Raw genomic sequence first — 16,391 nt, 5'->3', positions numbered from 1 at the left:
CCCTCGCCGCCCCGGCATAAGCCTCGGAAAATAGGACCAATATGTCGGGGCGGTATGGTCAGGTCTGACAATAGGTCTTGACCTGACCCGGCCTGCGCGCCGATCCTGTGGCAAAGACGGGCGATCCGGGTTCGCTTCACCACAGGAGACGAAAACGAGATGATGCGATCGACGCAGCCCATGCCGCCCGAGCGGGGGCCTGCCGTCGAAGCGCATTCGCGCGATTCGCGTCTGTCGCGCGGGCTGTCGGGCACCAATCTGGAGCGGGCGGGCGATTATAATCTGCGCACCGTCTTGCAGGTCATCCGCCTGCACCGCGAGACGACGCGGATCGCGATCGCCAATCAGACCGGGCTGACCCCGCCGACCATCGCCAACATCACCGGGCGGCTGATCGAGATGGGGCTGATCCGCACCGCCGGACGGCTGCATCGCGGGCGCGGGCAGCCCGCGCTCAAGATCGAGCTGTGCCCCGACGGTGCTTTCGGCATCGGCCTGACCATCGACCGCGACCATCTGGCGATTGCGATCCTCGATCTGTGCGGCACGGTGCGCGCGCGGGCGACCCGCGAGATCGCCTTTGCCACGCCGGACGACGTGCTGGCCTTTATCGGCGACACGCTGGAACCCGCGCTCGCCGAGGGACAGGTCGACCGTTCGCGCGTGCTGGGCGTCGGCGTGGCGATGCCGGACGGCGTCGACCGCTCGCTGCCCAACCAGACACGCGGCTATGACGCCTGGAACGGGGTCGACACGGCAGCGTTGCTCGCGCCGCTGCTGCCCTGGCCGATGTACCGCGACAACGATGCCGCCGCCGCCGCTTTGGGCGAGGCGCAGCACGACCATGACTTCGCCTGCCCCAGTTTCTTCTACCTGCTGATCACCGCCGGGCTTGGCGGCGGGCTGGTCATCGACCGGACCTATCATCGCGGCGCGCATCGCCGCTCGGGCGAGATCGGGCTGATCCCCGACCCCACGGCGGGACGGCCCGGTGCGATCGTGCAGGATACGGTGTCGCTGGCGGGGCTGGAGGTGCGGCTGAAGGCGGCGGGCTACCGCCTCGATTCGCCCGAGACTCTGGGTGACGGCGACGACCCGATGCTGTGCGCGGTCATCGACCAGTGGATCGAGGATTCGATCGCCGCGCTGCTCCAACCCATCGTGGCGGTGACGACTTTGTTCGACCCCCATGCGATCCTGATCGGCGGGCGCCTGCCCGACTGGCTGCTCCAGCGGCTGACCCAGGGGCTGAGCGAAGCGCTGGCGGGGATCGAGCTGCCCGCCCGCCCCGCCATCCGTCCCGCCCGCCGCGCGCAGGACGCCCCCGCCGTCGGTGCGGCGATGCTGCCCTTCATGGACCGGCTGTTACCGTCCGATTCGATCCTGATCCAGGCGGGGCGTTAGGCTTCCCCTCTCCTACGCCCGTTCGGCCTGAACGGAGGTGAGGTGTATGGCGTTGATGCTGAAGAAAAAGGCCCGCCTCCCAGGGGGAAGCGGGCCTGTCGGGCTTTCGGGGGATCGGGGCGATCAGCCCGCCATGTCTTCCAGTTCGCGACCACGCGTCTCGTTGACCATGGCGCGGACGAAGAAGAACGATACCGCCGCGAAGAAGGCGTAACCGAAATAGGTCACGCTCAGGCCCGGCGATACGGCGAGCGCGGGGAAGCTGACCGAGATGGCGGCATTGGCGATCCACTGGGCAAAGCCCGAGACGGCCAGGCCGGACCCGCGAATCTGGTTCGGGAACATCTCGCCCAGCATGACCCACATGACCGGGCCCCAGCTGGCGTTGAAGAAGATGACGTACAGGTTCGCCGCGACCAGCGCGATCACGCCGTTGTTGCCGGGCAGCGACACCGCGCCGTCGGCACCGGTGACGGCGGTCGAGAAGGCATAGGCGACGATCGCCAGCGTCACCGCCATGCCCGCCGAGCCGATCAGCAGCAGCGGCTTGCGGCCGATCTTGTCGACGGTCGCGATGGTGAACAGGCAGGCCGCGATCGACAGCACGCCCGACAGGATGTTGGTCTGGAGCGCGTAATCCTCGGAGAAGCCGACCGCTTCCCACAAAGTCGCGCCATAATAGAAGACGACGTTGATGCCGACGAGCTGCTGGAACACGGCCAGGCCGATACCGGCCCACAGGATCGGGCGGATCTTGCCGGTGGTCTTGTCGACCAGGTCGGACAGCTTGGGCTTGTGCTTGTCGCTGGCCAGCGAACCCCGGATCTCGGCCACCTTGCGGGTCGCCTCGGCCTCGCCGAACAGCTTGGTCAGGACCGTATGCGCCTCGGCATCGCGGCCCTTGGCGACCAGGAAGCGCGGGCTTTCCGGGATGATCGAGAGGGCGGCGAAATAGACCGCCGCCGGGATCGCCTGAAGCCAGAACATCCAGCGCCAGGCGGGGAAGCCCAGCCAGAATTCGGCGGTCGAGCCACCGGCATAGCGGGCCAGCGCAAAGTTGGCGACGAACGCGCCGGTCAGGCCGGTGATAATCATCACCTGCTGCACGCTCGACAATCGGCCGCGAATCGAGGCCGGGGTCACTTCGGAGATATAGACGGGCGAGATGACGCTGGCCGCGCCGACGCCCAGGCCGCCGATGATGCGCGCCAGGATGAAGATCGCCGAGCTGCCGGCGGCGCCCGCCAGGATCGCGCTGACCAGGAAGAGCGCGGCGGCCAGCATCATGACGTTGCGGCGGCCGATCGCATCGGCCAGCCGCCCTGCGCCGAACGCACCGATCGCCGAGCCGACCAGGATCGCGCCGACATTGACGCCGACGCCCAGACGACCGAGGTCGAACGCGGCCTCCAGCCCCTTCTGGGTGCCGTTGATGACGCCCGAGTCATAGCCGAACATGAAACCGCCGATGGTCGCGACAACGACGATCGCGGCGATGAAACCATGATTGACGCGTGCGGCGTCCAATCCCCTTGTGTCGGTCACTTCCGGCCCTCTCCTGATCCGTGCGTGGCGTCTTGGCCTATCCGCACGGCAATGTCCTGTCACCGGCGCGATTCACGGCCAGCCATAATGGTAACGCTATCTTAAAACATCGCGCCGTCAAGCGGGTGCGTACACGGTTCGTCCCGCTTCGCGACCCGCCATCAGAATCCGCGTGGCCTGCGCCGGGGTGCGGCGTCCGACTGACGACGGATCAGGCTGTAATCCAACATGCGATGCGCGGGCGGCTCGGCATTTTTCTGGCGGATGACGGTGGCCATCATTTCCACCGCCGCCCGCGCCATGTCGGCGATCGGCTGGTGAATGGTGGTCAACTCGGGCCAGATCGTCGTCGAGAGCGTGGTATCGTCGAAGCCGCAGACGGTCAGGTCGCTCGGCACGTCCAGGCCCCGGCGATGCGCCACGGCCACCGTCGCCGCCGCCATGTCGTCGTTAGACGCCAGGATCGCGGTCGGCGGTTCGGCCAGGTCGAGCAGCCGCTCGGCCGCATCCAGACCCGAGCGATAGGTATAAAGGCCCGGCGCGACCAGTTCCTCGTCGAACGGCACGCCGACCGCCTCCAGCGCGGCGCGGAACCCCTCGTAACGGCGGGCGCTGGCGGTCAGGTTGGGATTGCCGCAGATGAAGCCGATCCGGCGGTGGCCCAGGGTCATGACATGACGCGTCATCTCCTCGGCGGCCGCGCGGTCGTCGATCTGCACCGCCATCGCCGATTCGGGCATCTCCTGCGGCGCGACGCCGGTCGCCACGACCACGGCGGGCACCCGCGCCTCGCGCAGCAGGGCCAGCACGGCCTCCGCCTCGCACAGCGGCGGCGGCAGGATCACGCCGTCGATCCCGCCCGCGATCAGATGGCGCGCGACCTCGACCTCATGATCGCCGATCTCGCATTTCTCCACGACCATCTGCACGTCCAGCCGCGACGCCTGGTCCAGCGTGCCGAGCAGGAATTCGCTGAGGAACCCCTGGCTGGGATTGCTGTAGAGCATGCCGATGCGGATCTGCGCCGCGCCCGCCAGGCTGCGCGCCGCCGGATTGGGCGCATAGTTGAGCTGCGCGATCGCCGCCTCCACCTTTTCGCGGGTGGCGGGGCGGACATTGGCCTCGTTGTTGATGACGCGCGAGACGGTCATCAGCGACACACCGGCGGCGCGCGCGACATCGCTGATCGTGGGAGCGCTGCTACCGCGGCGCGAGGTCCTGATGCTCATAACGTTTACGCTTCCACTTTTCGGACGCGATACGCAATGCTTCAAGGGTCGAAAGATGGCGGACGCAGCGACCGGCGCTCTTGCGGACGGGGCCGCCCGCCGCTAAAGGCCGCGCTAGCATCAAGAGTCGGGCCTTCGCCCGGCACCAACCTGCCTCCCGGCAAGGTGGTGCCTTTCCGGATGGAGAGGGATGTGGCCGAACCGGCAACAACGGGACGAACCGCCACTTTCCTCATCCGACTCGTCATAGGCACGAAGGATTTGTGATGAGCGCGGTCATTCCTCAACAGTTCGCCAGCGACAATTATGCGGGCATCTGTCCCGAAGCGTGGGCCGCGATGGCCGAGGCGAACCAGGGCTATGTCCCGGCCTATGGCGAAGATCCCTATACCGACCGCGCCGCCGACGCGTTCCGCACCCTGTTCCAGACCAAGTGCGAGGTCTTCTTCGCCTTCAACGGCACCGCGGCCAACTCGCTGGCGCTGGCGGCGCTCTGCCAGAGCTATCACAGCGTCATCTGCTCGGCCTCCGCGCATGTCGAGACCGACGAGTGCGGCGCGCCCGAATTCTTCTCCAACGGATCGAAGCTGCTGGTCGCGCAGACCGAGGACGGCAAGCTGACTCCCGAGGCGGTGCGGGCGCTCGCCACCGGCCGGTCGGACATCCACTTCCCCAAGCCGCGCGCGGTGACGATCACCCAGCCGACCGAGACGGGGCAGGTCTATACGCTGGCCGAAATCCATGCGCTGTCGGCGGTGTGCCGCGAGCTGGGCCTGCGGCTGCACATGGACGGCGCGCGCTTCGCCAATGCCTGTGCGGCGCTGGGCTGCTCGCCCGCCGACATGACGTGGCGCGCAGGCGTCGATGTCCTCTGCTTCGGCGGCACCAAGAACGGCATGGCGGTCGGCGAGGCGATCCTGTTCTTCGACCCCGTGCTGGCCGAGGATTTCGACTATCGCTGCAAACAGGCGGGGCAACTGGCGTCCAAGATGCGCTACCTTGCCGCGCCGTGGATCGGGATGCTCGACACCGGCGCATGGCTGACCAATGCCGCCCATGCCAATGCCTGTGCGCAAGCGTTGGCGGCGCGGGTCGCGGGGCTGCCCGGCATCGCCCCGATGTTCCCGGTCGAGGCGAACGCCGTCTTCCTCAGCGCCCCGCCTGCCGTGCTCGACGGCCTGCGTGCGCGGGGGTGGCGTTTCTACACCTTCATCGGCGGCGGCGCGCGGTTCATGTTCGCCTGGGACGCCGATCCCGCGCGGGTCGACCAGCTGGGCGACGACATCGCGGCCGTCGCCGTCGAGGCATTGCAGGCGGCGTAGCGCGTACGCTCTTCCTCCCCGTAAGGGGAGGGTGTGCGGGCTTTGACGTGCCCGCGGCACGTCAAGATGGTGCCGGGGGCACCATCTCGCTCGCACACATGCGCAGCATGGTGGAGGGGTGTCACCGCCAGCGTGGACACCCCTCCGTCAGGGCTTCGCCCTGCCACCTCCCCTTACAGGGGAGGAATGAGTTATCGGTCCTCCGCCGTCAGACGATCGAGCCACGCCTGCGCCTGTTTGGGCTCCCCCACCGCCTCGGGCCCGACCGGCCCGCGCGAGGCGAGAAATTCGGCATGGAGCGCGAAGGGCGGCAGGCCGAGTTGCTCCCGGGCTTCATCGATCTCCTCGCCCATCTCGGTCAGCTGCGCCACCACCGGCGCCGCCGCCGCGCGCGCCACCCGGTCCTTGCGATGGTCGAACAATCCCCATTTGCCCGCCGCCGTGGTCCGCAGCGCGGCGATCAGCGCCGCGCGATAATCCGTTTCCATCTCTTCGCGCTGCGCGTCGAGCCGCGCCAGTCGATCACCCTTGGCCATGGCATGGCCTTACGATCCGACCGCCGGGTCGGCAATCGCCGGCGCTGCTTCGATCAGCCGCCGCGGTCGAGTTCGATCTCGACCCGGCGGTTGCGTGCGCGGCCGTCGCTGTCGTCGCTGCCATCGGGTTTGGCGTTGGGCGCGACGGGGCGGGTTTCACCGAGCGCGATCACCCGCATCCGGTTCCGGTCCAGACCCTTGCGCGCCAGATAGTCGCGCACCGCCTCGGCCCGCTTGCGCGACATGATGCGATTGGCCTCGTCATCGCCCTCGCTGTCCGAATGGCCGCGCAGGATCAGGCTGCCGCCGCGCACCGCCGGATCGGCGGCCAGCCGGTCGAGCATCGCCTTGGCCTCGTTATTCAGGCCCCCGCCGCCCTGTGGGAAGCCGATCGTGGTCGGGCTGGCACCGGTATCGGCCGCAACGGTATCCGGCTGGGCGACGGTTTTGCCCGGAGACGGCGCCGGGACGGGCAGTTCGATCGAGGCGCCGCTGGCCCCGGCCTGACGCGCGACATCGCCGCCGCCGCTGCACCCGGCCATGGCACAGGCGAGCCCGGCCGTCATGTTCCAGGCCCCCAATCGCAGTCGCATCACGCTACCCCATCATCCGGCCGATCCCCCCGGCCGGTCCGCCCTTTGTCGCGGACCATAGGCAGCGCGATGTTGCAGCGCAAATCGCCTTTCTGGTCGGGGTCGGTCCGATATGAACCAGCGCCCTTAGGCCGCCTCGCCCTCGGGCGGTACGACGCCGCGCTCCTCGCTGAGGATGCGCCAGCCCGCCAGGAACAGCGCGGCGACGACCGGGCCGACGACAATGCCGCTCAGCCCCAGCAGGTCGATGCCGCCCAGCGTCGTCAGCAGCACGATCCAGTCGGGCAGCCCGGTATCGCGCCCGACCAGGATGGGCCGCAGGATATTGTCGGCGAGGCCGATGACCAGCACGCCCGAGGCGACGACCACCGCCCCCTGCCAGATCGCGCCGGTCGCGAGCAGATAGATGGCCACCGGCCCCCAGATGATCGCCGGACCGATGGCGGGCAGCAGCGCCGCGATCGCCATCAGCACACCCCATAGCAGAGCGGCGGGCACGCCGACGATCCAGAAGGTGATCGCCCCCAGCGCGCCCTGCACCAGCCCGACGATGACCGAGCCCTTGATGGTGGCGCGGACCACCGCGACGAAGGTATCGACCAGCCGCGCCGCGACACCCCGGTCCAGCGGCAGTGCACGGACGAATGCCGGTCCCAGTCGCTCGCCGTCGCGGATCAGGAAGAAGGCGACATACAGGCCGACGCCGAACGCCAGCGCAAAGGCAAAGGCGTTGCGTCCGATCGACAGCGCCTGGGACGCGATCTGGCTGACGCTGCTGCTCAGCGTGCGCGAGATGCGGGATTGCAGCCCCTCGACGCTGTCGATGCCCCAATTGTCCATCGCCTGGCGCAGGCGGGTGGGCAGCGCATCGCGGACCTGCTGGAAATATTGCGCAAAATCGATCTGGCCGCTGCGCACCTTCAGATAGACGCCCGACGCCTGATCGACGACCATGCTGCCGATCAACAGGGTCGGCACCACCACCGCAAAGGTGATGATCAGCATGGTCAGCCCGGCGGCCAAGTTGCGCCGCCCGCCGGTCTTGGTCAGCAGCCACTGGAACAGCGACCGGAACAGGATCGCCGCCAGCCCCGCCCACAGCAGGGCCGCGAGAAAGCCCGACACCACCGCCAGCATCCCGATGGTGATCAGCGCGAGGAACAGGATGAATCCCCCGCGTTCGATCTTCTGGCGATCGATGGTCATGCTGCTGTCCCCTTTTTCATCGCGGCGTAACCGTCACGGCGACGCAACGGTTCCGTGATCTGGGTTAACGGGCGACAGGGGTGTCATGGATTTGAGCGTGCGAGCCGCATGCCCCCGCTCAGGCGAAACGGAGGGTATCGCTATTCCTCCCCTGCAAGGGGAGGTGGCAGGCCGAAGGCCTGACGGAGGGGTGTCACCCTATCGAGAGCGGGACACCCCTCCACCATACTGCGCATGTGTGCGGGCGAGATGGTGCCCCCGGCACCATCTTGACGTGCCGGGGGCACGTCAAAGCCCGCACACCCTCCCCTTGCAGGGGAGGAGGCTATAGTCGGTTACTCCGCCGCGACAGCCTCGACGCTGTCGTCGAGCGGATGCGCCAGGCGGGTCAGCATTTCCTTCGGGCAGACCTGCCAGAAATGCCCGGCCACCCGGTCCCAGTCCTCCAGCAGGCCCTTCGACCATTTGCTGTCGGTCCGCGCGGCATGTTCCTCGACCAGGCCACGCAGCACGCCTTCCCAATGCGCGGAGGCGAGACGCTGCCACACGATGTTCTCGGGGTTGGCGCGGCGAGGGAAACGTTCCTCGGGGTCGTAGATGAAGGCCATGCCGCCGGTCATGCCTGCGCCGAAGTTCGCGCCGACCTCACCCAGCACGACGGCGGTGCCGCCGGTCATGTACTCGCAGCCATTGGCGCCGCAGCCCTCGACCACCACGACCGCGCCCGAGTTGCGGACCGCGAAACGCTCGCCCGCCTGGCCCGCCGCGAACAGACGGCCCGAGGTCGCGCCATAGAGCACGGTGTTGCCGATGATCGTGTTCTTCTGGCTGGCCAGCGGCGAGCTGACCGCCGGGCGCACGATGATGGTGCCGCCCGACAGGCCCTTGCCGACATAGTCGTTGGCGTCGCCGAACACCTCCAGCGTGATGCCCTTGCACAGGAACGCGCCCAGCGACTGGCCCGCCGATCCGCGCAAGCGCACGGTGACGTGCCCGTCGGCCAGCTTGCTCATGCCGAACTTGCGCGTGATCTCCGACGACAGGCGGGTGCCGACCGCGCGGTGCGTGTTGCGCACCGAATAGGTCAGCTGCATCTTCTCGCCGCGCGAGAACACGGCGCTCGCGTCCTTGATGATCTGCGCATCCAGGCTGTCGGGCACTTCGTTGCGGAAGGTCGACAGGCTGAACCGCCGCTCGGCATCGGTCGCATCGACCTTGGCCAGCACCGGGTTGAGGTCGAGATCGTCGAGATGCTCGGCACCACGGCTGACCTGGCGCAGCAGCTCGGTCCGTCCGATCACCTCGTCCAGCGAACGCACGCCCAGACGCGCCAGGATGTCGCGGACTTCCTCGGCGATGAAGGTCATCAGGTTGATGACCTTTTCCGGCGTGCCGGTGAATTTCGCGCGCAAGCGTTCGTCTTGAACACAGACACCCACCGGGCAGGTGTTCGAGTGGCACTGGCGCACCATGATGCAGCCCATCGCGACGAGACTCAGCGTGCCGATGCCGAACTCCTCGGCACCCAGGATCGCCGCGATCACGATGTCGCGCCCGGTCTTCAGGCCGCCGTCCGCACGCAGACGGATGCGCCCGCGCAGGCCGTTGAGGGTCAGCGTCTGGTTGACCTCCGACAGGCCCATTTCCCACGGCGTACCGGCATATTTGATCGAGGTCTGGGGCGACGCGCCCGTACCGCCGACATGGCCCGACACCAGGATGACGTCGGCATGCGCCTTGGCCACGCCCGCCGCGACCGTGCCGATGCCTGCGGACGACACCAGCTTCACGCAGACGCGCGCACGCGGGTTGATCTGCTTGCAGTCATAGATGAGCTGCGCGAGATCCTCGATCGAGTAGATGTCGTGGTGCGGCGGCGGCGAGATCAGCGTCACGCCCGGCGTCGCATGACGCAGCTTGGCGATGAACTCGGTCACCTTGAAACCGGGCAGCTGCCCGCCCTCGCCGGGCTTGGCGCCCTGCGCGACCTTGATCTCGATCTCGTCGCAGGCGTTCAGATATTCCGCCGTCACGCCGAAACGGCCGGACGCGATCTGCTTGATCGTCGAGTTGGCGTTGTCGCCATTGTCATAGGGCTGATAGCGCAGCTTGTCCTCGCCGCCCTCACCCGACACCGCCTTTGCGCCGATCCGGTTCATCGCGATCGCCAGCGTCTCGTGCGCTTCGGGCGAGAGCGCGCCCAGCGACATGCCCGGCGTCACGAAGCGCTTGCGGATTTCGGTGATCGCCTCGACCTGATCGACCGGCACGCCCTCGTTCGGGAAGTTGAACTGAAGCAGGTCGCGCAGATAGACCGGCGGCAGGTCGCCGACGCCGCGCGCGAATTGCAGGTAGGTCGAATAGCTGTCGGTCGCCACCGCCGTCTGCAACAGGTGCATCAGCTGCGCCGAATAGGCATGGGTCTCGCCGCCGTCGCGCTGGCGGTAGAAGCCGCCGATCGGCAGCGTCGCGACATGCTGGTCCCAGGCCGCTTCGTGGCGGACCATCGCCGAGTAATGGAGCGAGTTGTAACCCTCGCCCGAAATCTTGGCGGGCATGCCCGGAAACAGGTCGTTGACCAGCGCGCGCGACAGGCCGACCGCCTCGAAGTTGTAGCCGCCGCGATAGCTGGAGATCACCGCGATCCCCATCTTCGCCATGATCTTGAGCAGGCCATCCTCGATCGCGGTGCGATGGTTGGTCAGGCACTGTTCGATGCTCATGTCACCGAACAGGCCACGGCCATGGCGGTCGACGATCGCGGCTTCGGCCAGATAGGCGTTCACCGTGGTCGCACCGACGCCGATCAGCACCGCATAATAATGGGTGTCGAGGCACTCGGCCGAGCGCACGTTGATCGACGCATAGCTGCGCAGGCCCCGGCGGACGAGATGCGTGTGCACCGCCGCCGCCGCCAGCACGCCCGCGATCGCGACACGGCCCTCGGATACATGCTCGTCGGTCAGGAACAGCTCGGACCGGCCCTCGCGCACCGCCTGTTCGGCCTGGTTGCGGATGCGCTGGATCGCGGCGCGCAGGCGGTCGGGACCGCCATCCGCCTCGAAGGTGCAGTCGATCTCCGCCGCCGAACGGCCGAAATGCGTCTTCAGCCGGTGCCAGTCGGCGCCGGTCAGCACCGGGGACGGCAGGACGAGCACGCGCTCGCGCCGATCCTCGGTGTCGAGGATGTTGGCGAGATTGCCGAACCGCGTCTTGAGCGACATCACATAGCGTTCGCGCAGAGAATCGATCGGCGGGTTCGTGACTTGGCTGAAATTCTGGCGGAAGAACTGGCTGATCAGGCGCGGCTTGTCGGAGATGACCGCCAGCGGCGTATCGTCGCCCATCGAGCCGATGGCTTCCTTGCCCCCCTCGGCCATGGGCGACAGGATCAGCTCCATATCCTCCATGGTCTGGCCTGCCGCGACCTGACGGCGCAGCATTTCGGCGCGCGGCATCCGCACCAGCGCTTCCTCTTCGGACGGCGCGGGCAGCTGGTCCATGGTCAGGAACTCGCCGATCATCGCGGCATAGTCCTGCTCGCCCGAGATCTGGTCCTTGATCGCGCGGTCGTCGTACAGCTTGCCCTCGGCCAGATCGACGGCGATCATCTGCCCCGGCCCCAACCGGCCCTTGGCGGTGACGGTGGCCTCGGGCACGACGACCATCCCGCTTTCCGAACCGACGATCAGCAGGCCATCGGCAGTCAGCGTGTAGCGAAGCGGGCGCAGCGCGTTGCGGTCCATGCCCGCCACCGCCCAGCGGCCATCGGTCATCGCCAGCGCGGCGGGACCGTCCCACGGCTCCATCACGGAGGCGAGATACTGGTACATGTCGGCATGCGCCTTGGGCGCGTCGAGGTCCTTCTGCCACGCCTCGGGCACCAGCATCAGCTTGGCGGTCGGCGCGTCGCGGCCGGAGCGGCAGATCGCCTCGAACACCGCGTCGAGCGCGGCGGTGTCGGACGCGCCCGCCGGGATCACCGGCTTGATATCCTCCGAATTGTCGCCGAACGCGATCGAGGCCATCCGGATCTCGTGGCTGAGCATCCAGTTCTTGTTGCCACGGATCGTGTTGATCTCGCCGTTATGCGCCAGGCAGCGGAAGGGCTGCGCCAGCCACCATTGCGGGAAGGTGTTGGTCGAATAACGCTGGTGAAAGATCGCCACGCGGCTCTCGAACCGGTGATCCTGCAGGTCGGGATAGAAGACCGACAGGCTCTCGGCGAGGAACAGGCCCTTGTAGATGATCGAGCGGCAGGACAGCGAACAGATATAGAAGCCGCTGATCTGCGCGGCGATCACCCGCTTTTCGATGCGACGGCGGATCAGATAGAGGTTCTTCTCGAACTCGGCGGCATCGACCTCGTCGGGCATCGGCCCGGCGATCATGATCTGCTCGATCTCGGGGCGCGTCGCCTGCGCCTTCATGCCGATGACCGAGACGTCGACCGGCACCTGGCGCCAGCCATAGATGGTATAGCCCGCCTCGATGATGACGCTCTCGACGATGGTGCGGCAGGTTTCCTGCGCGCCCAGATCGGTGCGCGGCATGAAGACCATGCCGACCGCGAGGCGATTGGGCAGCACCTTGTGCCCCGACGCGGCAATGGCGTCGTCGAAGAAGCGGTGCGGCAGGTCGACGTGGAGCCCTGCGCCGTCGCCGGTCTTGCCGTCCGCATCCACCGCGCCGCGATGCCACACGGCCTTCAGCGCGTCGATCGCCGACTGGACGACGCGGCGCGAGGGCTGGCCATCGGTGGCCGCGACCATGCCGACGCCGCACGCATCACCCTCGAACTCGGGGCGGTACATGCCATGCTCGGCGAGATATTGGTGCTGGTCGGTCATCATGTCTTGTCCTGCTGGAACGTCCTGCATCGGGGTGGCATCGCGCTTCATGCCGCCACCTTCTCGCGCGTGGCCACCTTAGCCCGCGCCTTCAGCCACTGGTGCATCGCCTTGGCGACGTCGCGACCGTCGCGGATCGCCCAGACGACCAGCGACGCGCCGCGCACGATGTCGCCCGCCGCGAACACGCCGTCCAGGCTGGTCATCAGCGTGCGGCCGTCGACCAGCACCGTGCCCCAGCGGCTGACGCCCAGCTCGGCGGTGCCGAACAGGCTGGGCAGGTCTTCCGCATCGAAGCCCAGCGCCTTGATGACCATGTCCGCCTCGAGCAGATGATCGGCACCCGGCTCGGCCTCCGGCGCGCGGCGGCCCGATGCGTCAGGGGCACCCAGGCGCATCTTGGCGGCGCGCACGCCCGTCACCGTCTCGCCGCCCTCGAAGCCCAGAGGCGCGGAGAGCCAGACGAACTCGGCGCCCTCTTCCTCGGCATTGGCGACTTCGCGCTGCGAACCCGGCATGTTGGCCCGGTCGCGGCGATAGAGGCACTTCACCGACTTGGCGCCCTGGCGGATCGCGGTGCGGACGCAGTCCATCGCGGTGTCGCCGCCGCCGATCACGACGACATTCTTGCCCTCGGCATTGAGCGAGCCGTTCTCGAACGCCTCGACCGTATCGCCGAAGCTCTTGCGGTTGGAGGCGGTCAGATAGTCGAGCGCGGCGATCACGCCGTTCGCGCCCGCGCCGTCCACATCGACATTGCGCGCCTTGTACACGCCGGTCGCGATCAGCACCGCGTCATGGCGGCGGCGCAGCTCCTCGAGCGTCGCGTCCTCGCCGACCGCAAAGCCTTCGTGGAAGACGATGCCACCGGCCTTCAGCCGCTCGACCCGGCGCATGACGACGGGCTTTTCCAGCTTGAAACCGGGGATGCCATAGGTCAGCAGCCCGCCCGCCCGGTCGTGCCGGTCATAGACATGGACCTCGTAACCCGAGACGCGGAGATATTCGGCCGCCGTCAGGCCCGCAGGCCCCGCGCCGATCACCGCGACCGACTGGCCCCGCGCGGGTCCGGGGACCAGCGGCTCGACCCAACCCTCTTCCCAGGCGGTGTCGGTGATGAACTTTTCGACCGAGCCGATCGTGACCGCGCCGTGGCCCGAAAACTCGATGACGCAATTGCCCTCGCACAGCCGGTCCTGCGGGCAGATGCGGCCGCAGATCTCGGGCATGGTCGAGGTGGCGTTGGACAGCTCATAGGCTTCGCGCAACCGCCCCTCGGCGGTCAGCCGCAGCCAGTCGGGGATATGATTGTGCAGCGGGCAGTGCACCGAACAATAGGGCACGCCGCATTGCGAGCAACGCCCGGCCTGGTCCTCTGCCGCCGGGGGCGCATAACGCTCGGCGATCTCGCGGAAATCCTCCGCACGGCTCTCCGCGGCCCGCTTGGCCGGATAGGCCTGATCGCGGCCTACAAACTTCAGCATAGAATCGTTCGCCATATGCGCCTCCGAAGATGCGGATATTGCGCGGATGACCCTATGTCACCTCGAAATCGGCAAGTAAGTCAGCATGACTGACTAATTAAAATGGCTTTTGCGCCATCAAACCCTTTTATTGCGAGCGACCCGCAATAAACAAGGTCCGATTCGGTATCAATGCTGTGTTTAGTGCATGGTCAGCAGCACCAGCGCGATGCTGCCCGCCACGATTCGGTACCATGCAAAGGGGCCGAAACCATGCCGCCCGACGATTCCGACGAACCAGCGCACGACCAGCAGCGCGACGATGAAGGCGACGACGAAGCCGACCGCGATCTCGATCGGGCCGACGCTGTTTCCGGCGCGCATGGCATCCATATGCCCGGCCGTCTCGACGACGCTGGCACCCAGCATGGTGGGGATGGCAAGGAAGAAGCTGAACTCCGCCGCCGTGCGCCGCTCGACGCCCAGGGTCAGCGCACCCAGGATCGTCGCACCCGAACGGCTGACGCCGGGGATCATCGCCAGGCACTGGAGGAAACCGACGCCGAGCGCCGTCCTCGCCGGGACCGCCGCGATGCCACGCGTCGTGCCGGGCTTCACCACCCGTTCGATGACCAGGATCGCGATGCCGCCGACGATCAGCGCGACCGCCACGACCTTCGGCTGGAGCAGCAGCGCCTCGATATGTTTCTTCGCCAGCACGCCGATGACGGCGGCGGGGATGAAGGCGATCAGCAGGTTGCGCACGAAGCGGACCGAACCGGGATCGCGCTTGGCCAGCCCGACCATGACCGTCCAGAAGGTCCGCCAATAAAGGACGACCACCGCCAGGATCGCGCCCAGCTGGATGACGATGTTGAACATCTGCCACCGCGCATCGTCATAGCCGAGCAGCGCGCCCGCCAGGATCAGATGGCCGGTGGAGGACACCGGCAGGAATTCGGTGACACCCTCGACAATCCCCAGGATGATGGCGGCAATCAGATCGTTCACGCGAGTCCCCACAAGCAAAGGCAGCCCCGCCGCCATAAGGCGACGGGGCTGACAGCGAAACGATAAAGACTGTTATGTTGGGACGATTCAGGCCGCCAGCGTCTCCGCGCGACGCCCGAACCGGCCCGCCTTGCGGAAGCGGATCAGATATTCGGGCGCGACGGTCGCCAGCGGGGCGGCCTCGATGCCCAGCGCGGCCAGACCCGGCGCACCGGCGGCGGCGACATTGTCCTGCTGCAGCATCAACCACTGGTCCCAGCTGATCGGCGAGCCCGGGAGGCGGGCGAGCAGCGCGCCTGCGAAATCGGGGATTTCCACGAAGTTGGGCTTGCGGCCCAGCGCCTGCGCGATCCAGCGGAGCAGCTCGCCCATCGACAGCACGTCCGGGCCGCCCAGCTCATAGGTCCGGCCGCCGTGCGCTTCGGGATCGCGCAGCGCGTTGGCGACCGCTTCGCCGACATCGCCCGCAAAGACCGGCTGGAACTTCACACCCGAACGCAGGACCGGGACGATCGGCGCGCCCATCATGCCCGCGAAGCGATTCACGAACTGATCCTCGCGCCCGAACACGATCGAGGGGCGCAGGATGGTGGCGTTCGGGAAAGCCGCGCGCACCGCCTCTTCGCCCTGCCCCTTGGACCGGGCATAGGCCGCCGCACCATTCGTGTCCGCGCCGATCGCCGACACATGGACCAGCGCCCCGGCACCGGCGTTGCGCGCGGCTTCCGCCACGGCACGCGCGCCGTCGACATGGATGCGCTGCATATTGCCGCCCATCACGCCGACCAGATTGACGACCGCATCGGCGCCCTCGACCGCGCGGGCGACCGTCTCCGGCCGGGCGATATCGGCGGCCACGAACTGCGTCTGGCCCAGGCCGCCCTGGGTGCGCAGGAAATAGGCCTGGCGCGGATCGCGCTGCGCCACCCGGACGCGCGTACCGTCCCGCATCAGTTCGCGTGCGACATAGCGGCCCAGAAAGCCCCCGCCGCCGATCAGCGTCACCAGCTTGTTCGTCATGACCGTCCCTATTCGCCAGATTTTTTGTGCACCGCCCCTTTGCCTCGCAAAAAAGCCGTTGACAAGGATTCGAACCCTACCCTAAAGGCGCAGGCCTACCCCGTGCCCAGATGGCGGAATTGGTAGACGCACCAGCTTCAGGTGCTGGCGATCGCAAGGTCGTGGAGGTTCGAGTCCTCTTCTGGGCACCATTCCTTCCCCAGGCTTCCAAG

The 16,391-nt window shown here is 67.6% G+C and carries 11 protein-coding genes, 1 tRNA gene and 1 riboswitch; of the genes, 3 read left to right on the top strand and 9 right to left on the bottom strand.

Annotation, left to right across the window (positions count from 1 at the left end; translation table 11 throughout):
- Positions 1-159 precede the first annotated feature (159 nt).
- A complete protein-coding gene (locus ACQR50_RS00990) occupies positions 160-1,404 on the top strand; it encodes an ROK family transcriptional regulator (protein ID WP_428969460.1) in 1,245 nt (414 codons plus the stop codon).
- Positions 1,405-1,527: 123 nt separating this feature from the next.
- On the opposite strand, the gene ACQR50_RS00985 is transcribed toward ACQR50_RS00990, so the two are convergent.
- Positions 1,528-2,949, bottom strand: a complete 1,422-nt coding sequence (locus ACQR50_RS00985; protein WP_056432371.1) for a sugar porter family MFS transporter — start codon at positions 2,947-2,949, stop codon at positions 1,528-1,530.
- A gap of 161 nt (positions 2,950-3,110) precedes the next feature.
- Positions 3,111-4,178, bottom strand: coding sequence for a LacI family DNA-binding transcriptional regulator (locus tag ACQR50_RS00980; protein WP_056432374.1), 1,068 nt, complete (start codon positions 4,176-4,178; stop codon positions 3,111-3,113).
- Between the two features lie 112 nt (positions 4,179-4,290).
- Positions 4,291-4,400, top strand: a riboswitch (SAM-I-IV-variant riboswitch).
- Positions 4,401-4,444: 44 nt separating this feature from the next.
- Here ACQR50_RS00980 and ACQR50_RS00975 point away from each other — a divergent pair.
- Entirely contained in the window at positions 4,445-5,500 is a 1,056-nt protein-coding gene (locus ACQR50_RS00975) for a threonine aldolase family protein (RefSeq protein WP_428969459.1), read from the top strand.
- Positions 5,501-5,691: 191 nt separating this feature from the next.
- Here the strand turns inward: ACQR50_RS00975 and ACQR50_RS00970 are convergent, their stop codons facing one another.
- From ACQR50_RS00970 to ACQR50_RS00940, 7 genes are all read right to left on the bottom strand, one after another.
- Complete coding sequence (locus ACQR50_RS00970) at positions 5,692-6,036, bottom strand: hypothetical protein (protein ID WP_428969458.1); 345 nt, start codon at positions 6,034-6,036, stop codon at positions 5,692-5,694.
- 53 nt (positions 6,037-6,089) lie between these two features.
- Entirely contained in the window at positions 6,090-6,602 is a 513-nt protein-coding gene (locus tag ACQR50_RS00965) for an OmpA family protein (RefSeq protein WP_428969457.1), read from the bottom strand.
- Positions 6,603-6,755: 153 nt separating this feature from the next.
- Positions 6,756-7,835 (bottom strand): AI-2E family transporter, encoded by a 1,080-nt coding sequence (locus tag ACQR50_RS00960; protein ID WP_428969456.1) that lies wholly within the window; start codon positions 7,833-7,835, stop codon positions 6,756-6,758.
- A gap of 335 nt (positions 7,836-8,170) precedes the next feature.
- Positions 8,171-12,685 (bottom strand): glutamate synthase large subunit, encoded by a 4,515-nt coding sequence (gene gltB / locus ACQR50_RS00955; protein WP_428970611.1) that lies wholly within the window; start codon positions 12,683-12,685, stop codon positions 8,171-8,173.
- 47 nt (positions 12,686-12,732) lie between these two features.
- A complete protein-coding gene (locus ACQR50_RS00950) occupies positions 12,733-14,184 on the bottom strand; it encodes an NAD(P)-dependent oxidoreductase (protein ID WP_428969455.1) in 1,452 nt (483 codons plus the stop codon).
- A 165-nt stretch (positions 14,185-14,349) separates the two neighbouring features.
- On the bottom strand, positions 14,350-15,195 hold the full coding sequence (locus ACQR50_RS00945; RefSeq protein WP_428969454.1) for an undecaprenyl-diphosphate phosphatase: 846 nt from the start codon (positions 15,193-15,195) through the stop codon (positions 14,350-14,352).
- Between the two features lie 51 nt (positions 15,196-15,246).
- Entirely contained in the window at positions 15,247-16,179 is a 933-nt protein-coding gene (locus tag ACQR50_RS00940; protein ID WP_428969453.1) for a complex I NDUFA9 subunit family protein, read from the bottom strand.
- Between the two features lie 104 nt (positions 16,180-16,283).
- On the opposite strand from ACQR50_RS00940, the gene ACQR50_RS00935 reads away from it, so the two are divergent.
- Positions 16,284-16,370: transfer RNA gene (locus ACQR50_RS00935), tRNA-Leu, on the top strand.
- Positions 16,371-16,391: the final 21 nt, after the last annotated feature.

Source organism: Sphingomonas sp. Xoc002 (assembly GCF_050408055.1).
Classification (GTDB): Bacteria; Pseudomonadota; Alphaproteobacteria; order Sphingomonadales; family Sphingomonadaceae; genus Sphingomonas; species Sphingomonas yabuuchiae.
The sequence above is the reverse complement of the archived record's forward strand: the minus strand, read 5'-3'. Positions and strand labels throughout refer to the sequence as shown.